At 68.0% G+C, this 22882-nt stretch carries 26 protein-coding genes; 6 read left to right on the top strand and 20 right to left on the bottom strand.

The annotated features are described in order from the left end of the window. Window positions 1-194: 194 nt before the first annotated feature. From panB to ACW175_RS10420, 11 genes are all read right to left on the bottom strand, one after another. Window positions 195-1022 (bottom strand): 3-methyl-2-oxobutanoate hydroxymethyltransferase, encoded by an 828-nt coding sequence (gene panB, locus ACW175_RS10470; RefSeq protein WP_492104940.1) that lies wholly within the window; start codon window positions 1020-1022, stop codon window positions 195-197. A gap of 123 nt (window positions 1023-1145) precedes the next feature. Next, window positions 1146-1526 (bottom strand): hypothetical protein, encoded by a 381-nt coding sequence (locus tag ACW175_RS10465; protein ID WP_492104422.1) that lies wholly within the window; start codon window positions 1524-1526, stop codon window positions 1146-1148. Further along, window positions 1519-2106: an RNA polymerase sigma factor gene (locus ACW175_RS10460; protein ID WP_492104421.1), complete on the bottom strand. Its 588-nt coding sequence runs from the start codon at window positions 2104-2106 to the stop codon at window positions 1519-1521. The genes ACW175_RS10465 and ACW175_RS10460 overlap by 8 nt, the downstream gene beginning before the upstream one ends. Window positions 2107-2139: 33 nt before the next feature. After that, window positions 2140-2526, bottom strand: coding sequence for a DUF6249 domain-containing protein (locus tag ACW175_RS10455; RefSeq protein WP_492104420.1), 387 nt, complete (start codon window positions 2524-2526; stop codon window positions 2140-2142). 117 nt (window positions 2527-2643) lie between these two features. Then, window positions 2644-2952: a hypothetical protein gene (locus ACW175_RS10450; protein ID WP_492104419.1), complete on the bottom strand. Its 309-nt coding sequence runs from the start codon at window positions 2950-2952 to the stop codon at window positions 2644-2646. Further along, complete coding sequence (locus tag ACW175_RS10445; RefSeq protein WP_492104418.1) at window positions 2949-3464, bottom strand: RNA polymerase sigma factor; 516 nt, start codon at window positions 3462-3464, stop codon at window positions 2949-2951. Before ACW175_RS10445 ends, ACW175_RS10450 begins: the two co-directional genes overlap by 4 nt. Next, on the bottom strand, window positions 3464-3877 hold the full coding sequence (locus ACW175_RS10440; RefSeq protein WP_492104417.1) for a hypothetical protein: 414 nt from the start codon (window positions 3875-3877) through the stop codon (window positions 3464-3466). The genes ACW175_RS10445 and ACW175_RS10440 overlap by 1 nt, the downstream gene beginning before the upstream one ends. A 9-nt stretch (window positions 3878-3886) precedes the next feature. Next, window positions 3887-4066 (bottom strand): hypothetical protein, encoded by a 180-nt coding sequence (locus tag ACW175_RS10435; RefSeq protein ID WP_492104416.1) that lies wholly within the window; start codon window positions 4064-4066, stop codon window positions 3887-3889. Window positions 4067-4111: 45 nt separating this feature from the next. Next, window positions 4112-4777 (bottom strand): HAD family hydrolase, encoded by a 666-nt coding sequence (locus ACW175_RS10430; RefSeq protein ID WP_492104415.1) that lies wholly within the window; start codon window positions 4775-4777, stop codon window positions 4112-4114. A 143-nt stretch (window positions 4778-4920) separates the two neighbouring features. Then, window positions 4921-5268, bottom strand: coding sequence for an ArsC family reductase (locus ACW175_RS10425; RefSeq protein WP_492104414.1), 348 nt, complete (start codon window positions 5266-5268; stop codon window positions 4921-4923). A 32-nt stretch (window positions 5269-5300) separates the two neighbouring features. Continuing rightward, window positions 5301-5882 carry a 2'-5' RNA ligase family protein gene (locus ACW175_RS10420; RefSeq protein WP_492104413.1) on the bottom strand — a complete coding sequence of 194 codons (582 nt, stop codon included), beginning with the start codon at window positions 5880-5882 and terminating at the stop codon, window positions 5301-5303. Window positions 5883-6021: 139 nt separating this feature from the next. Between ACW175_RS10420 and ACW175_RS10415 the strand changes: the two genes are divergently transcribed. The 4 genes from ACW175_RS10415 to ACW175_RS10400 are packed head-to-tail and all read left to right on the top strand — an operon-like array spanning window position 6022 to window position 9767. After that, window positions 6022-6405, top strand: coding sequence for a BlaI/MecI/CopY family transcriptional regulator (locus ACW175_RS10415; protein WP_492104412.1), 384 nt, complete (start codon window positions 6022-6024; stop codon window positions 6403-6405). Then, entirely contained in the window at window positions 6395-7870 is a 1476-nt protein-coding gene (locus ACW175_RS10410) for a M56 family metallopeptidase (protein ID WP_492104411.1), read from the top strand. Before ACW175_RS10415 ends, ACW175_RS10410 begins: the two co-directional genes overlap by 11 nt. Window positions 7871-7917: 47 nt before the next feature. Further along, complete coding sequence (locus ACW175_RS10405; protein ID WP_492104410.1) at window positions 7918-9441, top strand: FAD-dependent oxidoreductase; 1524 nt, start codon at window positions 7918-7920, stop codon at window positions 9439-9441. Beyond that, complete coding sequence (locus tag ACW175_RS10400) at window positions 9438-9767, top strand: hypothetical protein (protein ID WP_492104409.1); 330 nt, start codon at window positions 9438-9440, stop codon at window positions 9765-9767. The genes ACW175_RS10405 and ACW175_RS10400 overlap by 4 nt, the downstream gene beginning before the upstream one ends. On the opposite strand, the gene ACW175_RS10395 is transcribed toward ACW175_RS10400, so the two are convergent. The 4 genes from ACW175_RS10395 to ACW175_RS10380 all read right to left on the bottom strand — a co-directional run bounded on the left by ACW175_RS10395 (window position 9764) and on the right by ACW175_RS10380 (window position 14385). Continuing rightward, entirely contained in the window at window positions 9764-10225 is a 462-nt protein-coding gene (locus ACW175_RS10395; protein ID WP_492104408.1) for a DUF2147 domain-containing protein, read from the bottom strand. The genes ACW175_RS10400 and ACW175_RS10395 overlap by 4 nt on opposite strands. A 113-nt stretch (window positions 10226-10338) precedes the next feature. Continuing rightward, the gene (locus ACW175_RS10390; RefSeq protein ID WP_492104407.1) at window positions 10339-11784 is read right to left on the bottom strand and encodes an efflux transporter outer membrane subunit; all 1446 of its coding nucleotides are present in this window, start codon (window positions 11782-11784) and stop codon (window positions 10339-10341) included. Then, entirely contained in the window at window positions 11768-13306 is a 1539-nt protein-coding gene (locus ACW175_RS10385) for a DHA2 family efflux MFS transporter permease subunit (protein WP_492104406.1), read from the bottom strand. The genes ACW175_RS10390 and ACW175_RS10385 overlap by 17 nt, the downstream gene beginning before the upstream one ends. Beyond that, on the bottom strand, window positions 13303-14385 hold the full coding sequence (locus ACW175_RS10380) for an HlyD family secretion protein (protein WP_492104405.1): 1083 nt from the start codon (window positions 14383-14385) through the stop codon (window positions 13303-13305). The genes ACW175_RS10385 and ACW175_RS10380 overlap by 4 nt, the downstream gene beginning before the upstream one ends. Window positions 14386-14505: 120 nt before the next feature. On the opposite strand from ACW175_RS10380, the gene ACW175_RS10375 reads away from it, so the two are divergent. Further along, the gene (locus tag ACW175_RS10375) at window positions 14506-15453 is read left to right on the top strand and encodes a LysR family transcriptional regulator (protein ID WP_492104404.1); all 948 of its coding nucleotides are present in this window, start codon (window positions 14506-14508) and stop codon (window positions 15451-15453) included. Between the two features lie 9 nt (window positions 15454-15462). Here the strand turns inward: ACW175_RS10375 and ilvD are convergent, their stop codons facing one another. Then, window positions 15463-17310: a dihydroxy-acid dehydratase gene (ilvD, locus tag ACW175_RS10370; protein ID WP_492104403.1), complete on the bottom strand. Its 1848-nt coding sequence runs from the start codon at window positions 17308-17310 to the stop codon at window positions 15463-15465. A 95-nt stretch (window positions 17311-17405) separates the two neighbouring features. On the opposite strand from ilvD, the gene ACW175_RS10365 reads away from it, so the two are divergent. Beyond that, window positions 17406-18302, top strand: a complete 897-nt coding sequence (locus tag ACW175_RS10365) for a LysR family transcriptional regulator (protein ID WP_492104402.1) — start codon at window positions 17406-17408, stop codon at window positions 18300-18302. A gap of 56 nt (window positions 18303-18358) precedes the next feature. Here ACW175_RS10365 and ACW175_RS10360 read toward each other — a convergent pair whose 3' ends face one another. The 4 genes from ACW175_RS10360 to ACW175_RS10345 all read right to left on the bottom strand — a co-directional run bounded on the left by ACW175_RS10360 (window position 18359) and on the right by ACW175_RS10345 (window position 22816). Continuing rightward, a complete protein-coding gene (locus ACW175_RS10360; protein ID WP_492104401.1) occupies window positions 18359-18823 on the bottom strand; it encodes a nuclear transport factor 2 family protein in 465 nt (154 codons plus the stop codon). An 18-nt stretch (window positions 18824-18841) separates the two neighbouring features. After that, window positions 18842-20890 carry a 2Fe-2S iron-sulfur cluster-binding protein gene (locus ACW175_RS10355; RefSeq protein ID WP_492104400.1) on the bottom strand — a complete coding sequence of 683 codons (2049 nt, stop codon included), beginning with the start codon at window positions 20888-20890 and terminating at the stop codon, window positions 18842-18844. A gap of 24 nt (window positions 20891-20914) precedes the next feature. After that, window positions 20915-21556, bottom strand: coding sequence for a glutathione S-transferase family protein (locus ACW175_RS10350; RefSeq protein ID WP_492104399.1), 642 nt, complete (start codon window positions 21554-21556; stop codon window positions 20915-20917). 363 nt (window positions 21557-21919) lie between these two features. Beyond that, window positions 21920-22816 carry a LysR family transcriptional regulator gene (locus ACW175_RS10345; RefSeq protein WP_492104398.1) on the bottom strand — a complete coding sequence of 299 codons (897 nt, stop codon included), beginning with the start codon at window positions 22814-22816 and terminating at the stop codon, window positions 21920-21922. Window positions 22817-22882 lie beyond the last annotated feature (66 nt).

Raw genomic sequence — 22882 nt, 5'->3', positions numbered from 1 at the left:
GAAACGAGGCTCCGAAACAGGCGCTAACCCAGGCACGCCGCCCGCACTGGAGCGACGCCGCTGGGTTGAAGACAGATTGTGGCGGGCGGAGGGCCGCTCGCCGAGGCGGCGAACCTATAGCGTGCCGCGCCGGGCCGCAACGCCCGCTGGAGCGGCGATTTCGATCGTCGTTCCAGGTTCGTCACGAAAGCGCTTCAGGGCTTCCTGGCGTAGTAGGTCTCGGCGTCGCCCGGAAAGCTGCGATCCTTCACGTCACGGGCGAATTCGGCCGCGGCACGCTCGATCTCGCCCTTCAGGTCGGCGTAGCGGCGGACGAATTTCGGGGTCCAGTCGAACAGGCCCAGCATGTCGTCGACGACCAGCACCTGGCCGTCGCAGCCGGCCGAGGCGCCGATCCCGATGGTCGGGACCGAGACGGCCTGCGTGACTTCACGGGCCAGGCTCTCGGCCACGCCTTCGACGACGATGGCGAAGGCCCCGGCCTCGGCGGTCAGGCGGGCCTCTTCCAGCACCTTGGCGCGGCCCGTCTCGTCCTTGCCCTTGGCCTTGAAGCCGCCTTCCAACAGCACCGCCTGGGGTCGCAGGCCGACGTGGCCCATGACCGGCACGCCGCGCTGGGTGAGATAGGCGATGGTCGCCGGCACGGTCGGGCCGCTTTCGACCTTCACCGCCTGGGCGCCCGTCTCCTTCATGATCCGGACGGCGTTGGCGTAGGCCTCTTCGTGCGAATTCTCGTAGGAGCCGAACGGCATGTCGATGACGACCATGGCCTTACGGGAGCCACGCATGACGGCCTGGCCGTGCAGGATCATCATCTCCAGGGTCACGCCGACGGTGTTGGGCAGGCCGTGGACGACCATGCCCAGCGAATCCCCTACCAGCAGCAGGTCGCAGGCCTCGTCCAGCGCGGCGGCGACCGGCGCGGTGTAGGCCGTCAGGCAGACGATGGGGACGCCGCCCTTGCGGGCGGTGATGTCGGGGGCGGCCAGACGGCGGACCGTCTCTTCACGATGGGCTGACAGGCGTTCGCTCCCTGAAGCGGGTCTTTTGAGACGCCGTTTGTGGGCTGGAACGCGCCGCGCCGCAACATGAACAGCGATAACCGTTCAGAACGGCGCGGCGCGTCCGACCTTGGTCCCGCCGCGTCAGAAGTCCTCGACCGCGCGCGTCACGAAGAACGCCAGCGCCACCACCGCCAGGCCCGCCGCCAGCCAGACCGCCTCGGCGCTGGACGGGGTGGTCAGCACGGCGTTGAACTTGGCCACGCCGGCGCTGATCTCGTTCTCCAGCGTGTGGCTGCCGTTCTTCGACAGCTGCGCGACTTCGCTGGAGAAGCGGGTCGACAGCAGCTGGAAGGCCGCGACCAGCCCCGCCGCGCCGCCCGCGACGGCGATAAAGAGTCGCCGCATCGCCCAGCCGCGATCCAGCTTGGCCGCGACCTCGGCATTGAACAGCGCCGCGTCTGGGAACGACGGCGGCTCGGCGAACATATGGCTTAGCTGGGCTTCGAAATCGGGTTCAGCCATGAGCTTCCCTCCTCGCGCCTTTCTCAGGTTGGGTTTCGGGCCGGGCGAGCTTCGCCCTGAGTTTATCCAAACCACGTTTGACATGGGATTTGACCGTGCCGATCGGGATATTCAAGGCCTCGGCCGCCTCGGCGTGGGACCAGTCGGCGCCGTAACACAGGGAAACGCACAGCCGCTCCCCGCGTGACAGCGACTTCAGGGCCTCGTCGAGGTCGATGCGACTGGCCGCGTCCCCCGACGCGTCGCGCGCCATGACGTCCTCGACCGGCTCGACAGTGTCCGAGAAGATCAGCCGCGCCTCGCGCTTGACCTTCTTCAGATAGAGCCGCGCGGCGATCTTCCTGATCCAGGCCCCGAAGGTCCCCTCCCCGCGGAACTCGGCGGCCTGTTCGAAACCGGTCATGAAGGCGTCCTGGGCCAGGTCGTCGGCGGTGGCCGAGTCGGCGCCCATGCGTCTCAAGAGACCGCGGACAGCCGAGCCGTGCCTGCGCACCAGCTCCCCGTAGGCCCGGCGATCCCCCCCCGCCGCTTGCGCGGCGAGCTCGACGTCGTGACCAGTTGGCGGGCGTTCCGTGCCCATTGGATCATGCCCCTCCCAAGGCTCGCGAGCCGCCTAGACCCGCTCTTCCTTGTTCGGATTGAAGAAGCTGAGGACGATGAAGGCCACGCCGATCACGACCGGGATGCAGGCGAAGCCGAAACCGTCGAAGTCGTTGCCGCCATGGATGAAGTCGCCGAAGTAGGTGGCGCCGGCGATGCCGATGCCGACTGCCAGCCAAATCACACCGGTGCGCAGATCGCGCAGGCGGGTCGGCGGCGTCTTCACGCTCCGGCTCATGGCCTCGATGACCTCGGGCGGGATCGGCTGGCCCTTCTCGATGGCCACGCGCAGGGTGCGCTGCATTTCGCGACGCTCACGGCTCTTGAAGTAGAACGGCAGGCAGACGATGGCGACGATCATGGCGAAAGCGCCGATCGGAACGATGATATCAGGACCCATTTTAAATCCTCCAACGAGTTGTTTGGACGACGCCCCCGCGCCGCCTTCACTAGTAAGAGGCGTTCACGGTCCTGATTGGAGGCGCCCGCCGGGATGAAACTTTCGTAAGGCCAATAGCTAGCTGATCGTAAGTCCCAGGCGACGCCATACCGAAGGGCCTCCGACCATCAGCACCGCCGCGACGAAAGCCCCGAGGGCCGCGACAGGCGCCAGCCCTGGCGCGATGATCTCCACCGCTCGCGTCAATATCGGCGCGCAGGCCCACATCACCAGGGCGATGACCGCCGCCCCGGCGGCGCTCGTCGTCAGCCGATCCACGAACACCTGGCGCTCGATCCGCGTCATCACCTCGGCGGTGAAGACGTCGGCGCGGCTCCGCTTGGGCGCCTCGCCCAGGAAAGCCGAAAGTTGATCGTCCAGGCTCATTGGGAACCTCCAAGAACAGACAGCAGCCGCTCACGGCCGCGGGTAACATGCGATTTCACGGTGCCCAGGGGAAGCCCGAGCGCATCGGAGACCTCGGCATGCGACCAGCCTTGCCCCAGGCACAGGGTGACACAGGCGCGCTGGTCTTCCGGCAGAGTCGCCAGGGCCTTTTCGAGGGCCATGCGGTCCTCGGCCCCGACCTCGGCGGTCGCCTCCAGTTCCTGCTCTCCCCGCCACGTCTCGTCGCGAGCGGCGGCGCGCTGGGCGCCGCGTCGCTGCGAAAGGGCCTTCTTCCAGGCCACGCCATAGAGCCAGGCCCGGAAGCCCTCGTCCTCACGCAGCCTGGGCAGGCCGGCCCAGGCCGCCACGAAGGCCTCTTGGGCGATGTCGTCGGCGTCGATCCAGCCGCTCTTGCGCAGGAAGCCCCGCAGCGCCTTCTCGTGGATCGCCACCAGCCGCGCGAAAGCGGCCTGGGAGCCCGCGCGCGCCTGCCTGACGAGCGCGGCGTCCATCAGATCGTCGGACCGTTTCGGTCGAGCAGCACCTGGACCAGGGTCGCCGCGCAGAGGGCGCCCAGAACGAAGGCGACGATCGTGAAAGCCTCACCCGAACCATAAAGGTCGGTGGCCGCCGAGACCGCGAAACCCGCGCTCAACAGGCCAAACAACACGACCTGATACCAGCTGCGTTCGCGGCGGCGACGATAGCGGGGACGGTCATCGTCCAGGTTTTCGTCGGGCCAGCGCCGCTCCAGCTTGCTCAGCAGTTCGGCCGGCGGATCGCGGCCGGCGGCGGCATAGGTCTTGATCAGGTCCAGCGTCTCGCGGTTGGCCTGGTAGGATAGCCAACTGCGCCAAGCCCCCACCATGAAGGCGCTGATCGGAAAGATCAGCCACCAGAACTGACGGAAAAGGTCCTCGAACATCTCGCGCCCTCAGCGTTGCAGTTGCGCCAGCAGCGCGGCCGGCGGGTCACGGCCCTCGACGGCCAGCTCACGCAGGGTCTTCACCACTTCGCGACGGGCGCGGTAATTCAGCCAAGCGCGCAAGGCGCTCAACGCCATGGCGCCGATCGGGAACATCAGCCACCAGAAGTCACGGAACAGGTTGTCCACGGTCAGGTCCTTCGATCAGGGCGCGATCATTCGCGCTTTCGAAGGTTAGTCGCCGCCGACCGCCGAGCTGGATGCGGAGACGTACGAAATAATTTCCGACATCGTGGCGAACGACACCGTGGGCTGGTGCTGGGCCAGGATCGAGGGCTTGGCGTAGCCCCAGCCGACGGCGCCGCAGTCCAGGCCCACCGCGCGGGCGGCCTCGATGTCGCGGGTCTCGTCGCCGATGCAGATGACCTTGTCACGGCTGACGCCCCGGGCCGTGACCTGCTTGAACTTGCGGGCCTTGCCGAACAGCGAAGCCCCGCAGGCATAGAGACTGATCAGGTCGCCCAGCTCCTCGCCCAGCACGCGCCGGATCACCGCCTCGCTGTTGGAGCTGACCACCGCGATTTTCACGCCGGCCGCGTGCAGAGCGCGCAGCATCTGGGCGGTCTCGGGGAACAGCGGAATAGTGTGGGCGTCGGCGGCCATCAGCTTCTTGCCGGCGCGGGCGATCAGCGGCAGCTTCCAGGGCGAGACGCCAAGATAGCGGATGACCTCGCGGGTGCTGCGCCCACGCAGCATCTCGATCTCTTCATTGGTGACGGTCTTGAAGCCGTACCGGCGCGCCATCGGATTGACAGCCCGCATCATCCAGGCCGCGCTGTCGGCCAGCGTGCCGTCGAAATCGAAGATGACCAGTTCGTATCGCGAGACAGCGTCCCCCACGCGTCAAAAACCCCCTCATGGCTCGCGACGACGCGAGACCTTCCGTCCAGTGATAGACTGATCCTCTGGAAATTGTCGTCTTAAACTTCGCTCTCGACGCTAGGGAAGCTCGGGACGCTAGGGAAGCTCGGATGGATCGCGGCCTAGCCGATCGCGGCTTCGTAGATCTCGGGCTTGAAGCCGACCAGCCGGCGGCCGCCCAGGTCCAGCACCGGGCGCTTGATCATCGACGGCTGGGCCAGCATCAGGGCGATGGCCTTGTCGGCGTTCAGGTCCTGGCGATCGGCCTCGTCCAGCTTGCGGAAGGTCGTTCCAGCGCGGTTCAGGATCGTCTCCCAGCCGTGCTCCCGGACCCAGCCTTCCAGCGTCGCGCGATCGATCCCGACCACCTTGTAGTCGTGGAAATCGTAGGCGCGGCCGCGCGCTTCCAGCCACTTGCGCGCCTTGGCGACCGTGTCGCAGTTCTTGATGCCATACATGGTCGGGGTCATGGCTGGGTCTCCTGGAGCGAATCCGCGTGATCCTAGCTGGTCAGATCCCAGGCCTGGAGCACGATGTGCTGGGTCTGGCCCAGCTTGCTTTGAACCAGCACGAAACGATCCACCGTCCAGCGGATCGGCGCGATGGCCTGGGCCGGGATTACCTGGCTGTCGTAGAGCAGCGTGATGTGCGGGGTGAAGCTGCTGTCGGGCTTCAACCTGACCCAAGCCATCGCCTCGCCAAGCGCCTTCTGGAACGCGATCAGGTCTTGCACGCCCTCCCCGCCCTGCAGCGTGAAGGGGTTGTTGCCCGGCCGGTTGGCGAAGCTGACGGCCTGATCGAACGCGACCTCGAACGGCGCTGCCTTCAGAGCCGCACCGGCGTCCTTACCTTTCGCCACGATGTCGTTGGGCAGACCCACATAGTCGCCCAGGTGATGCAATGTGATGTGGAAGCGGTCGGTCAGCAGCGGCGGGCCGCGCAGGTCCAGGGCCACCTTCAGCCGGCGAGCCTCGGCGGCGATCCGTTCGGCCGTCGCGGCGTCAGGATACAGCAGGAACATCAGCCGGTCGGTCGGCGTCGGCGGGTCGAAACCCGGCAGGCCCATCTGCAATGTCTCGGCCATCCGGCGCCTCCTGTCTCGCCGCGAGGGTTAAGCCGCTTCGGGTTCTAATCCAACGGGTCAAGGAAGCGCCGCATTACAATTCGTTTACGAGCGTAATCGCTGGCTTGACGCGGTCGTTTACGTGCGTAATCGTTAGAGCATGGATATCAACCCACAACGCATCAGCGCCGCCGAGAGCGAAGTCATGAAGGTGCTTTGGGCCGACAGCCCCAAGCCCGCCGAGGACGTCCTGGCCATCCTGGCCAAGGACCACGGCTGGGCCGAGGGCACGGTGAAGACCCTCCTGAACCGCCTGCTGAAGAAGGGCGCGATCGCCGCCGACAAGGATGGCCGCCGCTTCCTCTACCGCCCTCTGGTCGGCCGCGAGGACTATGTGGACTCCGAGAGCCAGGGCCTGCTGGACCGCCTGTTCGATGGCCGCCTGGCGCCCTTGGTCAGCCACTTCTCCAAGCGCGAGAAGCTGAACCCCGAGGACATCGCGGAACTGCGCCGCTTGCTGGACAAGATCGACGATGACCAGTGATCTGATCCTCTTCCTGGCCAAGGCCAATCTCGCCCTGGCGGCGGCGGTCCTGTTGGTGCTGGCCCTGCGCAAGCCGGTCCGCGCCGCGTTCGGAGCCCGCAGCGCCTACGCCCTGTGGCTGGTCGCGCCCCTGTCGATCCTGGCCCTGCTCATCCCGGCCCGCACCATCACCGTGTCCTCGCCGGTCGCCCCTCGACCGACAGCTTCGGTCGTCACGGCCCAAGCGCCCTCGTCCACCAAGGCCGCGCCGTCCCCGATCCTCGTACCAAGGCAGGTCAGGGCTCTGCCGGTCGCCGAGATCGTGTTGGGCCTGTGGGCCTTCGTCGCCTTCGCCGGCCTGATCGTCCAGGCCGAGCGCCAGCGTCGCTTCGTCCGGTCGCTGGGCCGCCTCAGCGTCACCGACGACGCCAGCCTGCTGCTGGCGGAGCGTCCCGGCGTAGGCCCGGCCGTGATCGGCGCCCTGGCGCCCTGCGTGGTGCTGCCCGCCGACTTCGCCGAGCGCTTCACGCCCGAGGAGCAGGCCCTGATCATCGCCCACGAGCGCAATCACCTCGCCGTTGGCGACGCCCAGATCAACGGCGTGGTCACCGGCCTGCGGTGCCTGTTCTGGTTCAACCCCTTCGTCCACCTGGGCGCGGCCGTGCTGCGGATCGATCAGGAGATCGCCTGTGACGCCGCCGTTCTGTCTCGCCACCCCAAGACCCGCCGCGCCTATGGCGAAGCCATGCTGAAGACCCAGCTGGCCGCCTTCGCCCCGCCGATGGGCTGTCATTGGCCCGCCTCGGCCAACAACCAACTGAAGGAGCGCTTCACCTTGCTTACCCGTCACCATGCCCAACGCGGCCGCCATCTGGCCGGCGCGGCCGCTGTCGCGGTCCTCAGCCTCTCGGCCGGCGTCGCCGCCTGGGCCGCCCAGCCGGCCCAAGTCGTCCAGCGGAGCCCCGACCAAGCCAAGTCAGCCGTTGCCCGTCACCTGGGCCAACCGCTGTTCGAGGCCGTGCGCGCCAAGGACATCGCCGCCGTGCGCGAACTGATCGCCCTGGGGGCCGATGTGAACACGGTGGTCGTCGGCGACGGCTCGCCGCTGATCGAGGCCGCCCGGCGCGGCCGGATGGACATCGTCCAGGCCCTGCTGGCGGCCGGCGCCGATCCGAACCTGGCCGTGCGCGGCGACGGCGCCCCGCTGATCCAGGCCTCGTTGTCCGGCCACCTCGACATCGTTCAGGCCCTGGTGGCGCGCGGCGCCAATGTCGAGATCTTCGTCCCCGGCGACGAGACCCCGCTGATCAACGCGGCCCAGGCCGGCAGCCTGCCCATCGTTACCTACCTGGTCGAGCACGGCGCCGACGTGAACCGCGCGGTCGAGGCCAATGAAGGCGAGATACGCTCTCCGCTCGGCCAGGCTCGCAAGAACGGCCACGGCGCGGTCGTGAACTACCTGAAGACCCGGGGCGCGCGGTCCTAAGGGACCCGCCCCAAACTTCCCCTTTAAAATCAGCGAGTTTTTCAACGATGGCGATCATCGACGCCCGAACCTTGCCTGACGCCAGCCGGATCGAAGCCGATCTTGTGATCATCGGCGGCGGCCTGGCCGGCATCACCCTGGCCAAGGAGCTGGCCGGCGGCCCGCTGAAGGTCGCGATCCTGGAGAGCGGCGGCCTGGAAATCGACATGGAGAACCAGGCCCTCTACGCCGGCTCCGGCGTCCAGACGGCGCCCGGCAATCCCGACCGGCCATTCGACAACTATCCCGCTCAGTCCCGCATCAGGGCTCTGGGCGGCTCGGGCCACGTCTGGGGCGGCAAGTGCGGACCGCTGGATCCCGCCGACTTCGCCGAGCGGTCCTGGATCCCCTACAGCGGCTGGCCGGTCACCCGCCCGCGGATGCAGACCTACTATGACCGGGCCTGCGACCTGCTGGAGATCCCGCGCTTCCCGCTGGAGATGGCCAAACCGACCGAACCCGAGCGCCAGCCCCTGGCGTTGGACCCGGCCGACGGCTTCTTCCCGGCGCCGAGGGTGTTCTCGAAGTTCTCCGGCGGCGGCGACAAGGCGGCTTTCGACGCCTGGCGGACGAAGTTCGCCGAGGCTCCGAACATCACCGTCTATCTCTACGCCAATGTCGTGAAAATCCGCCGGCAAGACGCTGAAATCGTTGGGCTGGATGTCGCCTGTCTCAAAGGCTCGCGCCACACCGCCAAGGCCAAGCGCTATGTGCTGGCGACCGGCGGCATCGAGAACGTCCGCCTGTTGCTGGCCTCCGACGACCTGGGCAACAGCCACGACCTGGTTGGGCGGTTCTTCCAGGGCCACGTCACCTACTCGAACGACGGCGACGCCGAGACCGAAGGCTCGGTGGTGGCCGTCACCCGCGCCGCGCCGATGGAGCTCTACGCGCCGTCCAAGCGCCTGGCGGCCCACTGCGTTATCGGCTCTGGCCTGCAGGCCCAGGCGCGGATGAAGACCGGCAACTTCACCGCCACGCTTTACAAGTCCACGCCTTCGGGAACCGAGACCAAGGTCGGCGCGGATACGCAAACGATCCGCCGGACCAGCGGCCGCGTCGCTGGTCAGGAAGAGGCCCAGTTGCTGGGCTATTTCGCCATGACCGAGCACTTCCCCAATCCCGACAGCCGCGTGACCCTGGATCCGGAACACAAGGACCCGCTGGGCATGCCGCGCGTGCGCCTGACCTGGGCCTATGGCGAGAAGGACTATGCCGATCTGGAGCGGTCGGTGGCGGGGCTGGCCGACGCGTTCGGCGCCGCTGGCCAAGGCCGGCTGTGCTGGTCGATCCCGCGCGACAAGCTGCTGGCGACGTCGAGCGCCTCGCGCCACCACATGGGCGCGACGCGGATGCACGCCGATCCGAGAAAGGGCGTGGTCGACGCCGACCTGCGCCTGCACGAGGCCAGGAACCTCTATGTCGCCGGCAGCTCGGTGTTCCCGACTTCCGGCATCGTCAATCCGACCCTGACCATCCTGGCGCTGTGCATGCGCCTGGCCGATCACCTGAAGAGCGAGACCGCACAATGACCAGCCGCCGCGACCTCCTGGCCGCTCTTGTGGCGCTGGCCGCTACCCCGGCCCTAGCCCGCGCCGCGACACCCGACGCCTTCGCCGGCCTCGACCCCGCCGCCGTGCAGCGGATCGGCAAGGCCTGGCGCGAACTGTATCCGAACGTCAATGCGGCCGTGCTGGCCAAGCGCCTCTTCCCGGCCGGACGCGGTCTCGCCGCCCTGCCCCGCCTGCGCGCCCAGGCCGCCGCCGATTTCCGAAAAGGATCGGTCTTCGCCTATCGCGGCTGGCGACTGTCGGACACCGAAGGCGCGCTGCTGGCCCTCCTGTCGTTCGAGACCTAGGACGCCTTCGCCGTGCCGGCGGTGGCCGTGTCGACCCGTGTCCAGGTCTGCGACTTGCAGAGGATGTTGGGCAGCAGGCAGCCCTTGGCCTTCAGCGAGGCGCGGTCCAGCAGCTTGACCTGGCCCGAGAAGGTCATGTCCAGGTCGGGCACATAGACGCGGCCCTTCCACTCGTTGGGATCCGAGACGGCGAAGTCGCGCAGCAGTTGCATGCCGACAAGGTCCTGGTTCTTTTTCTTCCTGACGTCTTCGCGCGCGTCGGCATTGGCCCAGACGACTACGCCGCAGGTGCGGGCTTCGCACGGCTTGATCTCGATATGGACGCTGCCCTTGGGGTTGCGCCAGACGCCGTAGATGTCGCCGGCGCGCGGCGCGGCTCCGGTCTGAGCCGTGGCGGCTCCCGCGCCGGCCCACAGCGCCAGCGCCACAACCAGTCCACGCGTCATGCTTCGGCTCATCACGGCTCTTCTCTCATCGGCTGCGCCAGCGGGCTCGTCCCTTCGGGCGCGCGAAGCTAGCCGCTCGGAAAGACGAGGTGAAGCCGTCAGAATTGAGGCGTCCCCCTATTCGGTTAGCCCGTGCGCCAATCGGCCCCCGTCGCGGCGAACAAGCGAATGGCGTCGACCAGGCGTTGGCCTTGCGCGCGCGCCTGGGCCGAGCGGGCGGCGTTGAGGGTGCGCTGAGCGTCGACGACCTCCAGCAACGTGCCGCCGCCCTTGTCGAACGCGACCCGGGCCAAGCGCAGGCGCTCGGTCGCCTGCTGCTCGCGGCGGGCGTGCGCCGCCAGCGCCGCCTCGTCGGATGACAGCGCCGACAGCGCGTCGGCGACCTGGCCGAAGGCGGTCAACACGGTCTGCTGGTAGCGGGCGCTGGCGGCGCGCGCGGCCTCACGGGCCTGCTGTCGACGGGCCCTCAGGGCGCCGCCGTCGAAGATCGGGGCGGTCAGGCCGGCGCCCAGGTCCCAGCCGCTGGCGTCGTACGAGAAGATATCCCCCGGCTTAAGCGCGCCCTGGGTCAGCGAGGCCGTCAGCTTCAGGTCCGGATAGAGGTCGGCTGTCGCCACGCCGATGTCGGCGGTGGCGGCATGAAGCTCAGCCTCGGCGACCAGGATATCCGGCCGCTTGCGCACCAGTTGCGACGGCAGGGTCACCGGCACGGGCGCGCTCAGTACCATGGTCGAGAGGTCGAAGGCCGGCGCGCTCCAGTCGGCCGGGGCCTTGCCCACAAGCACGGCCAGGGCGTGACGGGCGGCGGCCAGTTCGCCTTGCAGCGCCGGCACCTGGGCGCGATCCTCTTCCATCTGGCTGGCGGCCGAGACCTTGGCCAGGCTGGTCGAGCCGCCCAAGGCGTTGGCCTCGCGGATCAGCTCGATATTGGCTTGGTCGTCGGCGATCATCCGCTCGACACTGGCGATCTGGGCTCGCAACGTGGCGATGGTCGCGGCTTGGAGGGCGACATTGGCGGTCAGGCTGAGATAGGCCGCCTCGGCGCGACGGCCCTGGGCTTCGGCCCGAGCGGTGGCGCTCTCGATGCGGCGCTTGTTCCCGCCCCACAGGTCGAGGTCGTAGCTGACCGCGCCGCCAATCGAATAGAGGCTGAAGGTCGGGTTGCTGAGCTGGATGTCTCCGAAGCCCGTGAAGCCGAACGCCTGCAGGTTGGCGCGCTCGCGGGAGATGCCGGCATTGCCCGTGACCTGAGGGCCAGCGACGCCGCGCGCCTGGGCCAGGGCCGATTGCGACTGAGCCAGGGTGGCGTCGGCCTCGGCCAGGGTGGGACTGTCCTTCAGCGCCTGGCGGATGACAGCGTCCAGCTCGGGCGAGTTCAGAGCCGTCCACCACGGACCGGCGCTGGCGGCTTGAGCGTCGAGGCGCGCAGCGGCCGGGGCCGTCTCGCCCGCGCCCAGGGTCGAGGCGGTCTTGGGCGCGTCGGGCGCCTTGAAGTCCGGGCCGACCGTCGCGCAGGCGGTCAGGCTGGAAGCCGCCAGCAACGTGGCGATCAGCTTAGTGGTCGGAGACATTGGCGGCCTTCGCCCCGGGCTTCGGGGTACGCATGAGAAGAATGAGCGGCGCGCAGGCGATGGTGATCACCAGCATCAGCCGGAAGTCGTCGAGATAGGACAGCATCGCCGCCTGCCGACCGATGACACCGTTGAACGCGGCCATGGCGGCCTCGGTCGAGAAGACGTTCGGGGCGTAGGCCTGGTACAGCGGGTTGTCGGGCCGTGCGTGCTCGACCAGCACCGCGTGGTGCTTCTCGATGCCGCTGACGAACAGGGCCTGCATGATCGAGATGCCCGCCGCCGAACCGATGTTGCGGATCAGGGTAAAGAGCCCCGCGCCCTCGGCCCGGTGCCGCGGCATGACCTTGGCGAAGGCGATGGTGCTGAGCGGCACGAAGATCAGGCCGGTGCCCACGCCCGACAGAAAGCCCGACGTGATGAGCAGCGTCGTGTCCATCTGTAGATTGTAGTGGCTCATCTGCCAGAGCGAGAGCGCGCTGATCGCCAGGCCGATGCTCAGGATCAGCTTGATGTTCATCCGGCCCATCAGCTGGCCCACCGTGAACATGGCGATGAACGAGCCCAGGCCGCGCGGCATGGAGACGAGCCCCGTGAAGGCGACCGGATAGCCCAGCAGGGTCTGCATCAGCGGCGGCAGCAAGGCCAGGGTGCTGTAGAGCAGTATGCCGATGAAAAAGCCGAACAGGCAGCAGGTGACGAAGTTGCCGTCGGCCAGCAGCTCGCGCGCCACGAACGGCTTCTCGGCCGTCGCTAGCTGAACGCCGAACACCCACAGCGCGATGACGGCGACGATCAGTTCGATCCAGATCTCGCGCGAGCCCAGCCAGTCCTGACTTGGGCCGCGGTCCAGCATCAGCTGGAAGGCGCCGATGGCGATGGCCAAGGCTAGAAAGCCCAGGGTGTCGAACTTGCGTTTCTCGCTGCTTCTCTTCTCGGACAGGAAGAAGAACACGCCGCACAAGGCCAGGATGCCGATCGGCAGGTTGATGAAGAACACCCACCGCCAGTCGAGATTGTCGGTCAGCCAGCCGCCCAGGCCGGGGCCCAGCAGCGGGCCAAGCACCGCCCCGGCGCCCCAGACGGCCATGGCCTGGCCGTGGCGCTCGGGCGGATTGATGTCCAGCAGCACGGCCTGGGACAACGGGATCAGAGCCGCTCCAAACAGGCCTTGCAGCAAGCGGAACAGCACGATCTCGACCAGGTTCTGGGCCACGCCGCACAGCATCGAGGCGGCGGTGAAGCCGATGATCGAGACGATCAGCACCATCTTGCGGCCCATCCGCTCGGTCAGGAAGCCGGTCAGCGGCGTCATGATCGTCGAGGCCACGATGTAGGAGGTCAGCACCCAGGTGATCTGATCGGTCGAGGCCGAGACGCTACCCTGGATGTGCGGCAGGGCGACGTTGGCGATCGTGGTGTCCAGCGAGATCATGATCGTCGCCAGCATCACCGAGATGGTGATCGGCGTGCGATTGGCGACATCGCGCGCGTGACCGTCCTGGAGCGCCTTTGGGGTCATCCGCGCTTGCCCGAACGGATATCCACCGTGGCCTTGGCGCTGAGCCCCGCCGACAGGTTGCTCGGCGCCGCCTGGTCCAGGGTCAGGCGCACGGGCACGCGCTGGACGACCTTGACCCAGTTGCCCGTGGCGTTCTCGGCCGGCAACAGAGCGAAGCTGGCGCCGGTGCCGGGGCTGAAGCTGGCGACATGGGCCTTCAGCGGCTTGTCATAGGCGTCGACCTTGATCGTGGCCGGCTGGCCTACGCGCATGTGGGCCAGCTGGTCTTCCTTGAAGTTGGCCTCGATCCAGGGCTTGCCCGAGATCAGAAAGAACAGCGGCTTGGACGCCTCGACGCGCTGGCCGACCTGAAGTTGCTCGACCTTGGCGATGACGCCGTCCGTCGGGGCGATGACAGCGGCGTAGGAGCGGTCCAGCTTGGCGCGCTCCAGCTTGGCGGTGGCCTCCAGAATGCCGGGCTGGCCTTCGGTGGCGATGTCGGCGCGGCCGCCGAGGTCGGCAAGGGCCGTCGCGATCTGCTGCTGGACGATAGCGACCTGGCGCTGGGCCTGGTCGGCGGCGTGACGGGCCTCGTCCGCTTGCGCCTTGGTGGCGACGCCCGCGGCGGCGAGATCGCGCTGGCGGGCGGCCTCGCGCTGGGCGTAGCCGGCCGTCTCCTGAACGGCGGCGAGATCGGCCAGGCGCTGGTTGTAGACCGCGCGCTTGCCCTGAACGTCGAAGCGAGCCTGCGCCAGGGCGGCCTCGGCCTGCGACACCGCCACCTGGTAGTCGGCCGGGTCGAGACGGAACAGCAGCTGCCCCTTGGCCACGCGCTGGTTCTCCTGCACGTCGATCTCGACCACGCGGCCATCGATGCTGGTGCTGATGCCCGTGCGGCTGGACTGGACATAAGCGTTGTCGGTGGTCTCGGACTTGCCGCCCGTCAGTAAGACGAAGATGCCGATGCCCACGAGAACGACCAGCGGCGCGCCGATCATCAACGGCCAGCGCAGCCGCTGGCCCAGGGTCTTCTCGCGCCGCCTGTTGGCCGCGCCGACCTCGGCCTCGGCAATGGCGTCGTAACCTTCAGCGTCGCTCACGCGCTGCTCCACGTCTCGATAGGTTTTGGGGAATCGTCGAGGTTCGTTCGGCTCGCGAACCTTGCCCCTCAGATAGGGCTCGGCCTGTCATGAGAGAAATGATATGTCTTCACGACAGCCATGAACGCCATTAATTTTAGAACCGCCGACCTCAATCTCTTCCGGGTGTTCGTCACCTTGCTGGAAGAGAAGAACGCCACGCGCGCCGGCGAGCGCCTGGGGCTGTCTCAGTCCGCCGTGAGCCATTCGTTGCGCCGCCTGCGCGAAATGGTCGGCGACGACCTTTTCGTCAGAGGCCAGACGGGCCTGCGCCCGACGCCACGCGCGCTGGAGATCGCCGACACGGCCCGCACCGCCCTGAAGCTGCTGGAGAGCGCCGTCACCAACCAGCGGTTCGATCCGGCGGTCGATACGCACACCTTCAACATCGCGGCCGGAACCTACATCTCCTACGTCCTGGGCCCGCTGATCGCCGAGCGGGTGATCGCCAGCGCGCCGAACGTCCAGATCCATTTCCACAACCTCTATGCCGGCATGACCGAGGACCTCGACACCGGGCGGCTGGACATGGTCGTCGGCTGCTTCGAGGCCATCCCAGGTCGGTTCTCCTACAGTCCGCTGTTCGAGGAGACCGGCGTATGGGTGCTGCGCGCCGACCATCCCATGGTCGCGGGCGGCATCGACTACGACACCCTGGCCCGCCTGCCACGCCTGGGCGTATCGGGCGGCGGCAACGACGATCCCGACCGCACCTCGGCCGGGCACCTCGGCCTACGGCGCGTGACCTCGTGGGGCGACACCTATGCCCTGGGCGAAAATCCCTATCAGCCGTTCACCGTGCAGGACTCGTTCAGCGCCATGAACATGGTCGGCCGCTCGGACATGACCTGCATCCTGCCACGGCGCCTGGCCCAGCTGGCCGCCGACCGCGGCAAGGTGTTCATGGTCGAACCGCCGAACGCCACGCCCCCCACGCCGTTCGGCGCGGTGCTGCGCGCCAGCGACGCGGCGGACTCGCCCAACGGCTGGCTGCTGGACCTCTGCCGGGAAGCAGCGGCCCAGCTCTAACCTTTGGATCTACTCGACCTGGCTGACGTCGCGCACCGCGCCGCGGGCGGCGTTCGTGGTCATGGCGGCGTAGGCGCGTAGGGCCGGACTGACCTCGCGCTTGCGGTCCAGCGGCTTCCAGGCCTTGGACCCGCGCGCCTCCTGCGCTGCGCGGCGATCGGCCAGAACGGCATCCGACACCTCCAGCGTGATGCCCCGGTTGGGAATGTCGATCAAGATCGAGTCGCCGGTCTCGACCAGGGCGATCAGGCCCCCCTCGCCCGCTTCGGGCGAGACGTGACCGATCGACAGGCCCGAGGTGCCGCCTGAGAAGCGGCCATCGGTGATAAGGGCGCAGGCCGCGCCCAGACCTTTCGATTTCAGATAGGTGGTCGGGTACAGCATCTCCTGCATCCCCGGACCGCCCTTGGGCCCTTCGTAGCGGATGACCACCACCTCGCCGGCCACGACCTTGCCGCCCAGGATGCCGCTGACCGCCGCCTCCTGGCTTTCGAAGACGCGCGCCGTGCCCCGGAACGTCAAGATCGAGTCATCGACGCCCGCTGTCTTCACGATGCAGCCCTCGGGGGCCAAGTTGCCGAACAGCACGGCCAGGCCGCCGTCCTTCGAGAACGGATGCTCGACCGAGCGGATGACGCCCTTCTCGCGGTCCAGGTCCAGGCTCTCCCAGCGGGCGGCCTGGCTGAAGGCGATCTGGGTCGGCTTGCCGCCCGGCGCGGCGCGGAACAACTCGTGAGCGACGGCGCTGTTGGTGCGGCCGATGTCCCAGCGCGCCAGGGCCTCGGCCATGGTCGTGGCGTGGACGGTCGGCTGGGTGGTGTCGATCAGCCCACCGCGTTCCAGCTCGCCCAGGATAGCCATGACGCCGCCGGCGCGGTGGACGTCCTCCATGTGCACGTCGGCCTTGGCCGGCGCGACCTTCGAGAGGCACGGCACGCGACGCGAAAGGCGGTCGATGTCCTCCATCTTGAAGTCGACCCCGCCCTCTTGGGCCGCTGCCAGAAGGTGCAGCACGGTGTTGGTCGAGCCGCCCATGGCGATGTCCAGGCTCATGGCGTTCTCGAACGCCGCCCGCGTGGCGATGCCGCGCGGCAGGGCCGTGGCGTCGTCCTGCTCGTACCAGCGTTGGCAGAGGTCGACGACCAGGCGGCCGGCCTCCTTGAACAGGGCCTCGCGATCGGCGTGAGTGGCCAGGACCGAGCCGTTGCCGGGCAAAGACAGACCCAGGGCCTCGGTCAGGCAGTTCATCGAGTTGGCGGTGAACATCCCCGAGCACGAGCCGCAGGTCGGGCACGCGGCCTTCTCGATCGCGGTGACTTCCTCGTCGGTATATTTGTCGTCGGCCGCCACCACCATGGCGTCGACCAGGTCCAGGGCGCGGATCTCGCCCTTCACCCGCACCTTGCCAGCCTCCATCGGCCCGCCCGAGACGAAGACCACCGGGATGTTGAGGCGCATGGCGGCCATCAGCATGCCGGGCGTGATCTTGTCGCAGTTTGAGATGCAGACGATGGCGTCGGCGCAGTGAGCGTTGACCATGTATTCGACGCTGTCGGCGATCAGCTCGCGGCTGGGCAGCGAGTACAGCATCCCGCCGTGGCCCATGGCGATGCCGTCGTCGACGGCGATGGTGTTGAACTCCTTGGCCACGCCGCCAGCCGCCTCGATCTCGCGGGCGACCAGCTGGCCCAGGTCCTTCAGGTGCACGTGGCCTGGGACGAACTGGGTGAAGCTGTTGGCCACGGCGATAATCGGCTTGCCGAAGTCCTCGTCCTTCATGCCCGTCGCGCGCCAGAGGCCGCGAGCTCCCGCCATGTTGCGGCCGTGGGTCGAGGTGCGTGAGCGATAGGGAGGCATGGCAAATCTCAATGTCGGCGATGGGGTTATTTAAGGCCGTTTCACCCGCTCTCAAAATATATTAGTTCAGCACCATTAGGTCGCTGAGAGTATCAATGGACGCGCGCCCGCTCCGCCACTTCGTCGCCGTGGCTCAGACCCTGCACTTCGGCCGCGCCGCCGAGAGGCTGGGCATGACCCAGCCGCCACTCAGTCAGTCGATCATGGGCCTTGAGCGCGACCTGGGCGCGCCGCTGTTCGAGCGCACCAAGCGCAGCGTCCGCCTGACCGCCTTGGGCGAGCAATGGCTGCCGCATGTTCAGGAGACGCTGGCGGCGCTGGACGGCCTGCCTGGCCTGGCCCAGCGGATGCGCGACGGCCAGACCGGCTACCTGGCGCTGTCGTTCGTCAGCACCGCCGACTACAGCGTCCTACCGTCGCTGGTGCGGCGCTACTCCCAGGCCTATCCGGACGTCGAGATCCGCCTGTTCGAGGCCACTAGCGACGTACAGATCCCGGCCATCGTCAGCGGCGAACGCCACGCCGGCATCATCATCCCGCCCGCCGACCATCCCCTGCCGCCGGCCCTCGCCTACCGCCGCCTGCTGCGCGAGCCGCTGGTCGCCGCCGTGCCTAGCGCCTGGATCGAGGACGGCCGCATCGCCCGCGAGACCGAACTCTCCAGCGCCGAGGTGCTGGCCTCGCCGCTGATCCTGTTCCCCAAGCACGTGGCCCCAGCGTTCCACGACCTGGTCACCGGCTATTTCGCCTCCTTGGGCGGGACGGTGCGGATCGTCCAGGAGGCGATCCAGATGCAGACCATCATCAGCCTGGTCTCCAGCGGTCTGGGAATCGCCCTCGTACCGGCTTCGCTGCGCAACCTGGCGCGGGCGGGGGTCAGCTACGTCCCTCTGGCCGGCGCGGCCCCGATGCTGGAGACGGGCCTGGCCTGGCGGCGCGACGACCTCACCCCCACCCTGGCCAACATCCTGAATCTGCTGGACGAGGCCTAGCGCGCGCCGCGGCTCGGGGCTTGGCTCGGGACGGGTGATGATCCGGATGACCGTGGTCAGAAGCCGAAGTCGCTCAAGCCCGGATGATCGTCGGGACGCCGGCCCAGCGGCCAGCGGAACTTGCGGTCGGACTCGGCGATCGGCTGCTCATTGATGCTGGCGTGACGGTTGCGCATCAGGCCGTCGGCGTCGAACTCCCAGTTCTCGTTGCCGTAGGCGCGGAACCAGTTGCCGCTGTCGTCGTGATATTCGTAGGCGTAGCGCACGGCGATGCGATTGCCCTCGAAAGCCCACAGCTCCTTGATCAGCCGATAGTCCAGCTCCTTGGCCCACTTGCGCTCCAGGAAGGCCTGGGCCTGATCACGGCCGTTAAGGAACTCGGCGCGGTTCCGCCATCGCGTGTCGGTCGTATAGGCCAGAGCGACCTTGGCGGCGTCGCGGCTATTCCAGCCATCCTCGGCCAGGCGGACCTTCTCGATGGCGGTTTCGCGGGTGAACGGGGGCAGCGGCGGACGGGACATGGGTTTCTCTCTCGGGGATCAAAGGGCTAGTTGCAGCGCCTCGCCTTCGGCGGCCGGAACGGCGCGGCAGATCAGCGCCTCGTCCTCGGCGACCGCAGCGGTCGGCGGCGTGAGATAGGAGACAGCGCCTTGCAGCACTCTGGTCTTGCACGAACCGCAACTTCCGGCCCGGCAGCTGAATTCGGGCCGCAGCCCCCGCGCTTCGGCCAGCTCCAGCAGCGTACCCGAGCCAGGCTCCCAACGGGCCTCCTTGGCGGACTCCATGAAGAAAACCGGCTTGGAGCTTGTCGCTGGCAGAGGGCCGGCCTTCGCGGGCGCGGCCCCAAGGTCGGGCGTGCGTCGCAGCGAGGCGGGGCCGAACGCCTCGGCGTGGATGCGCTTGTCGGCGACGTTCAAGCCGCGCAAGCCGTCGTGGATCGCCTGCATGAAAGCCTGCGGGCCGCACAGATAGAAGTCGTAGTCGTCGAACGGCAGCTCGGCGCGCAGGACGTCCATGTCGAGCCTACCCAGCAGGTCATAGTCGTCGCCGTCCGCGCCCGCCCTGTCGCTGAGGATGCGCGTCAGGTGGATCGCCCCCTGCCCGGCCTCGACCAGCGCTGAGAGCTCCTCGTCAAACGCCCGCTCGGCCTTGGTTCGCGCGGCCTGGAAGATCCAGGTCGGCCGAATGCCGCGCGTGCGGAAACCTTCGAACAGGAGATGTCGGGCCATGGCGATCATCGGGGTGATGCCAACGCCAGCCGCCAGGAGCACCGCCGGGCGCTTTTCCTTGGCGTCGATGGTGAAGTCGCCAGCCGGGGCGCGGGCCTCGATCAGGTCGCCCTCGCGGATCTGGTCGTGGAGGTATCGGGAGACCGCGCCTTCGCGCTTGACGCTGATCCGGTAGAACGGATCCGAGGGCGCGACCGACAGGGTGTAGGTGCGGATGACGGGCCGCTGATCGCCCGGAAGCAGGACGCGGATCGGAAGGTGCTGGCCGGCCAGGTGCGGGATGGCCGCCACGCCGTCGGCCGGCTCCAGCTCGAACGAACGGATCGTCGCGCTCTCGCGGGTGATCTTCCTGACGCGAAACGGGCGCCACCGACCGGCCAACTCGGCGGCCTTGAGGCGGGCCGCCGCACCGTCCCAGTCGCCGGTGATCAGGGCGTTGGGCGACGCGCCATTCGACCGATCGACCCACCGAACCGGGAGGATACTCCGACGACGGATGATCCTTGTCGGACGCACGCGCCATAGACGCTCCGCGCCCTGGAAAGCCGCGATCTCGGGCGAGTCCAGCACCACTTCGGCCTCGCCGGTCAGCTGCAGCAGGTCGCCAGACGAGAAGTCGACAAAGACCAGCCCCGCCTTGCCGTTCAGCCGGATGTTGCCCAGCGTGTTGAAGAACAGGTTGCCGGCGAAGTCCGGGATGGTCAGGACGCCGTCCTCGCCGATCCGCACGAAACCAGGCTTGCCGCCCCGGTGCGAGACATCGACCTGCCGGCCGTTCTCATCGCTGTACGACGCCACGAAGAAGGCGTCGGCGTCGCCGATCAGCGCGCGGGCGTCAGCGTCCAGATCCGTGGAGGTCTCGACCTCGCCGGCATAGGGCGCGGCCGGGTCCCCCACCACCGCGAAGTCGCGCAGCTGGATGTATTGCGGGCAGTTGCCGTAGCTCTGATCTACCGTGACGTCGAAGCCATAGGCCTGACGGCGCACGGTTCCGTTCATGCGGTTGCGACGGCGCGTATGCAGCTCGATGCCCAGCAGGCCGACGGGATCGCCGTCCTCCATGCCCGCGTCGGCGGGATCGCTGGCCTGGCGCACGGCCTTGATCGCCAAGGTGTGGATGTCGGGCGAGCTGACAAAGCCCGGCTGACCGGCGACGACCGTCGCCCAGGGCTCGCCGGTCGGATCGACGCTTCCGACAACCAGGAACGGCAGTTGCGGGAAGAACGCGCGGTGCTGGTCCAAGAGGAAGTCGCGGATGACGCGGCGGCCGATATCTTCCATCCGCGTCTCGACGCCGACGCTACGCTGGATCTCCACCTCGCCGCGATGCCAGGGAGAGGGCTTTTCGGTGGTGGTCATGGGCCCGCTCCCCGGCGCTCGACGTTATGCGGCCAGGCCGACGGGCGTCTGGCGGAACGGCACGAAGCCCGGCAGGGCCTCGACGCGCGCCAGCCACGCGCGAACGGCCGGATAGGGTCGAAGATCGACGTTCCCCTCCGGCGCGCGGGCCGTGTAGCTGTAGAGCGCCACGTCCGCGATCGTCGGGCGGCCGGCGACCAGCCAGTCCTGCCCGGCCAACAGGCCTTCCAGGGTGGTCAGCAGCGCGGCGCCGCGCCCGATGACCTCGTCGGCGTCGCGCTTGGCCCCGAACACCGTGATCAGGCGGGCGGCGGCGGCGCCATAGGCCAGCTCACCGGCGGCCACCGACAGCCAGCGCTGCACCTGGGCGGCCTCGATGACGCCCTCCGGCAGCCAGTCGGTCTTGCCGAACTTGCGAGCCAGATAGACCATGATGCCGTTGGAATCCGAGACGATGACGCCGTCGTCGTCCAGCACAGGCACCTGGCCGAACGGGTTCAGCTTCAGGAATTCGGGCGTCTTGTGTTCGCCCGCCACCAGATCGACCTCGACCAGTTCGAAGTCCGCGCCGATCAGCGACAGGAACAGGTGAGCTCGGTGAGCGTGGCCTGACAGCGGGTGGTAATAGAGGCGCATCGTCGTGTCCTTCGCGGAGCGGCTGGACACGGCGTCCATCCGGTGAGCCAAGAACACGCCTTCCGCCGGACGAGCTGAAGCCATGACGGAGGAAAGGCACTATTCCACTCAGTGGAATAGTTCGCGTTCCGAAAACCGGAACAATCCATTCCTCCGGTTCGCCGTTCTTGCCGGCGCTGCCGGGCGCCATCCTCCACGGCGTCCCAAGACTGGAGGCGACGATGAATAGCGCGCTAATCGATGGCCGGCTTCGCGGGTCAATCAGCGAGACGAAGCCGATCTCTCGCTTCCGTTTCCGGTCATGGAAGCCCAAGGCCAGGCTGCATGACATGTTTCTCAAACTCAGCGAGGGCCAGAACGTCGATGCGATCGCATGGATGGGCCTGCTCTGACCTAGTTGAGCCGCCGATCCGCCCGCAGCCGTTCGGCCGCGAAGTCTATGAAGGTGCGGACCTTGGCCGGCGCGTGCCGGCCTTCGGGGTGGACGATGTGAACCGGCAGCGGGTGCTCCTCATAGGCCGACAGCACCGTGCGCAGCGCACCGGACGCCAGTGACGGCGCGGCTTGGTAGGACAGCACGCGCGTCAGGCCAAAACCGTCGATCGCCGCCCGCAGCGCCGCGTCGTTGGTGTTGCAGTAAAGGCGTGGATGGACGTGGACGATGGTCTTCTGGTCCTGGCCGAAGCGCCATTCCGTCGAGGCCCAGGCGCTGGTCGCGGCGATGACCGAGTGGTCGGCGAGGTCCGCCGGCGTCGCGGGCTCGCCATTCTTCTCGAAATAGCCGGACGAGCCGCACACCACGCGACGCACCGCGCCGACCCGCAAGGCGCTGAACCCCGAATTGGGCAGGTTGCCGATCCGCACCGCCAGGTCCACGCCCTCGTCGACGAGGTTGACCATGCGATCGACGAACAGGGTGCGGATACTGACCCGCGGATACGCCGCCAGATAGTCCATGATGATCGGTAGGATGTACTGATGGCCGAACATCACGGAGGCGGTGATGGTCAGCGTGCCGCTAGGCGTGGCGAAACTGCCGGCAGCGCTGGCTTCCGCCTCGGCGAGATCGGCCAGGATCCGCGAGCAGTCCTCGAAGAACCGCGCACCGGCGTCGGTCAAGGTCACGGAACGGGTGGTGCGGACCAGCAGGCGGGCGCCGATCGCCTCTTCCAGAGTCGCGATCGCCCGGGTCACGGCCGGCGGGCTCATGTGCAGACGCCGCGCGGCCTCGGCGAAGCCCTTGGTCTCGGCGACCTTCACGAACACTCTCATCGCCTGCCAGCGATCCATGACGCCCCCTTTTCCCGAAGTCGGCGACCTTACAGACGGCGTCGCTGGAGGGACACTACCAGCCGT

Source organism: Caulobacter sp. FV1ye6ST, from assembly GCF_058681225.1.
The sequence above is the reverse complement of the archived record's forward strand: the minus strand, read 5'-3'. Positions and strand labels throughout refer to the sequence as shown.

Bases quoted from the DNA above. Each gene is read 5' to 3' on its own strand.
- ACW175_RS10465 (WP_492104422.1), bottom strand. From the start codon at position 1,526: ATGGCTGAACCCGATTTCGAAGCCCAGCTAAGCCATATGTTCGCCGAG.
- ACW175_RS10460 (WP_492104421.1), bottom strand. From the start codon at position 2,106: ATGGGCACGGAACGCCCGCCAACTGGTCACGACGTCGAGCTCGCCGCG.
- ACW175_RS10455 (WP_492104420.1), bottom strand. From the start codon at position 2,526: ATGGGTCCTGATATCATCGTTCCGATCGGCGCTTTCGCCATGATCGTC.
- ACW175_RS10450 (WP_492104419.1), bottom strand. From the start codon at position 2,952: ATGAGCCTGGACGATCAACTTTCGGCTTTCCTGGGCGAGGCGCCCAAG.
- ACW175_RS10445 (WP_492104418.1), bottom strand. From the start codon at position 3,464: ATGGACGCCGCGCTCGTCAGGCAGGCGCGCGCGGGCTCCCAGGCCGCT.
- ACW175_RS10440 (WP_492104417.1), bottom strand. From the start codon at position 3,877: ATGTTCGAGGACCTTTTCCGTCAGTTCTGGTGGCTGATCTTTCCGATC.
- ACW175_RS10425 (WP_492104414.1), bottom strand. From the start codon at position 5,268: ATGACCCCGACCATGTATGGCATCAAGAACTGCGACACGGTCGCCAAG.
- ACW175_RS10420 (WP_492104413.1), bottom strand. From the start codon at position 5,882: ATGGCCGAGACATTGCAGATGGGCCTGCCGGGTTTCGACCCGCCGACG.
- ACW175_RS10415 (WP_492104412.1), top strand. From the start codon at position 6,022: ATGGATATCAACCCACAACGCATCAGCGCCGCCGAGAGCGAAGTCATG.
- ACW175_RS10410 (WP_492104411.1), top strand. From the start codon at position 6,395: ATGACCAGTGATCTGATCCTCTTCCTGGCCAAGGCCAATCTCGCCCTG.
- ACW175_RS10405 (WP_492104410.1), top strand. From the start codon at position 7,918: ATGGCGATCATCGACGCCCGAACCTTGCCTGACGCCAGCCGGATCGAA.
- ACW175_RS10400 (WP_492104409.1), top strand. From the start codon at position 9,438: ATGACCAGCCGCCGCGACCTCCTGGCCGCTCTTGTGGCGCTGGCCGCT.
- ACW175_RS10395 (WP_492104408.1), bottom strand. From the start codon at position 10,225: ATGAGCCGAAGCATGACGCGTGGACTGGTTGTGGCGCTGGCGCTGTGG.
- ACW175_RS10390 (WP_492104407.1), bottom strand. From the start codon at position 11,784: ATGTCTCCGACCACTAAGCTGATCGCCACGTTGCTGGCGGCTTCCAGC.
- ACW175_RS10385 (WP_492104406.1), bottom strand. From the start codon at position 13,306: ATGACCCCAAAGGCGCTCCAGGACGGTCACGCGCGCGATGTCGCCAAT.
- ACW175_RS10375 (WP_492104404.1), top strand. From the start codon at position 14,506: ATGAACGCCATTAATTTTAGAACCGCCGACCTCAATCTCTTCCGGGTG.
- ilvD (WP_492104403.1), bottom strand. From the start codon at position 17,310: ATGCCTCCCTATCGCTCACGCACCTCGACCCACGGCCGCAACATGGCG.
- ACW175_RS10365 (WP_492104402.1), top strand. From the start codon at position 17,406: ATGGACGCGCGCCCGCTCCGCCACTTCGTCGCCGTGGCTCAGACCCTG.
- ACW175_RS10360 (WP_492104401.1), bottom strand. From the start codon at position 18,823: ATGTCCCGTCCGCCGCTGCCCCCGTTCACCCGCGAAACCGCCATCGAG.
- ACW175_RS10355 (WP_492104400.1), bottom strand. From the start codon at position 20,890: ATGACCACCACCGAAAAGCCCTCTCCCTGGCATCGCGGCGAGGTGGAG.
- ACW175_RS10345 (WP_492104398.1), bottom strand. From the start codon at position 22,816: ATGGATCGCTGGCAGGCGATGAGAGTGTTCGTGAAGGTCGCCGAGACC.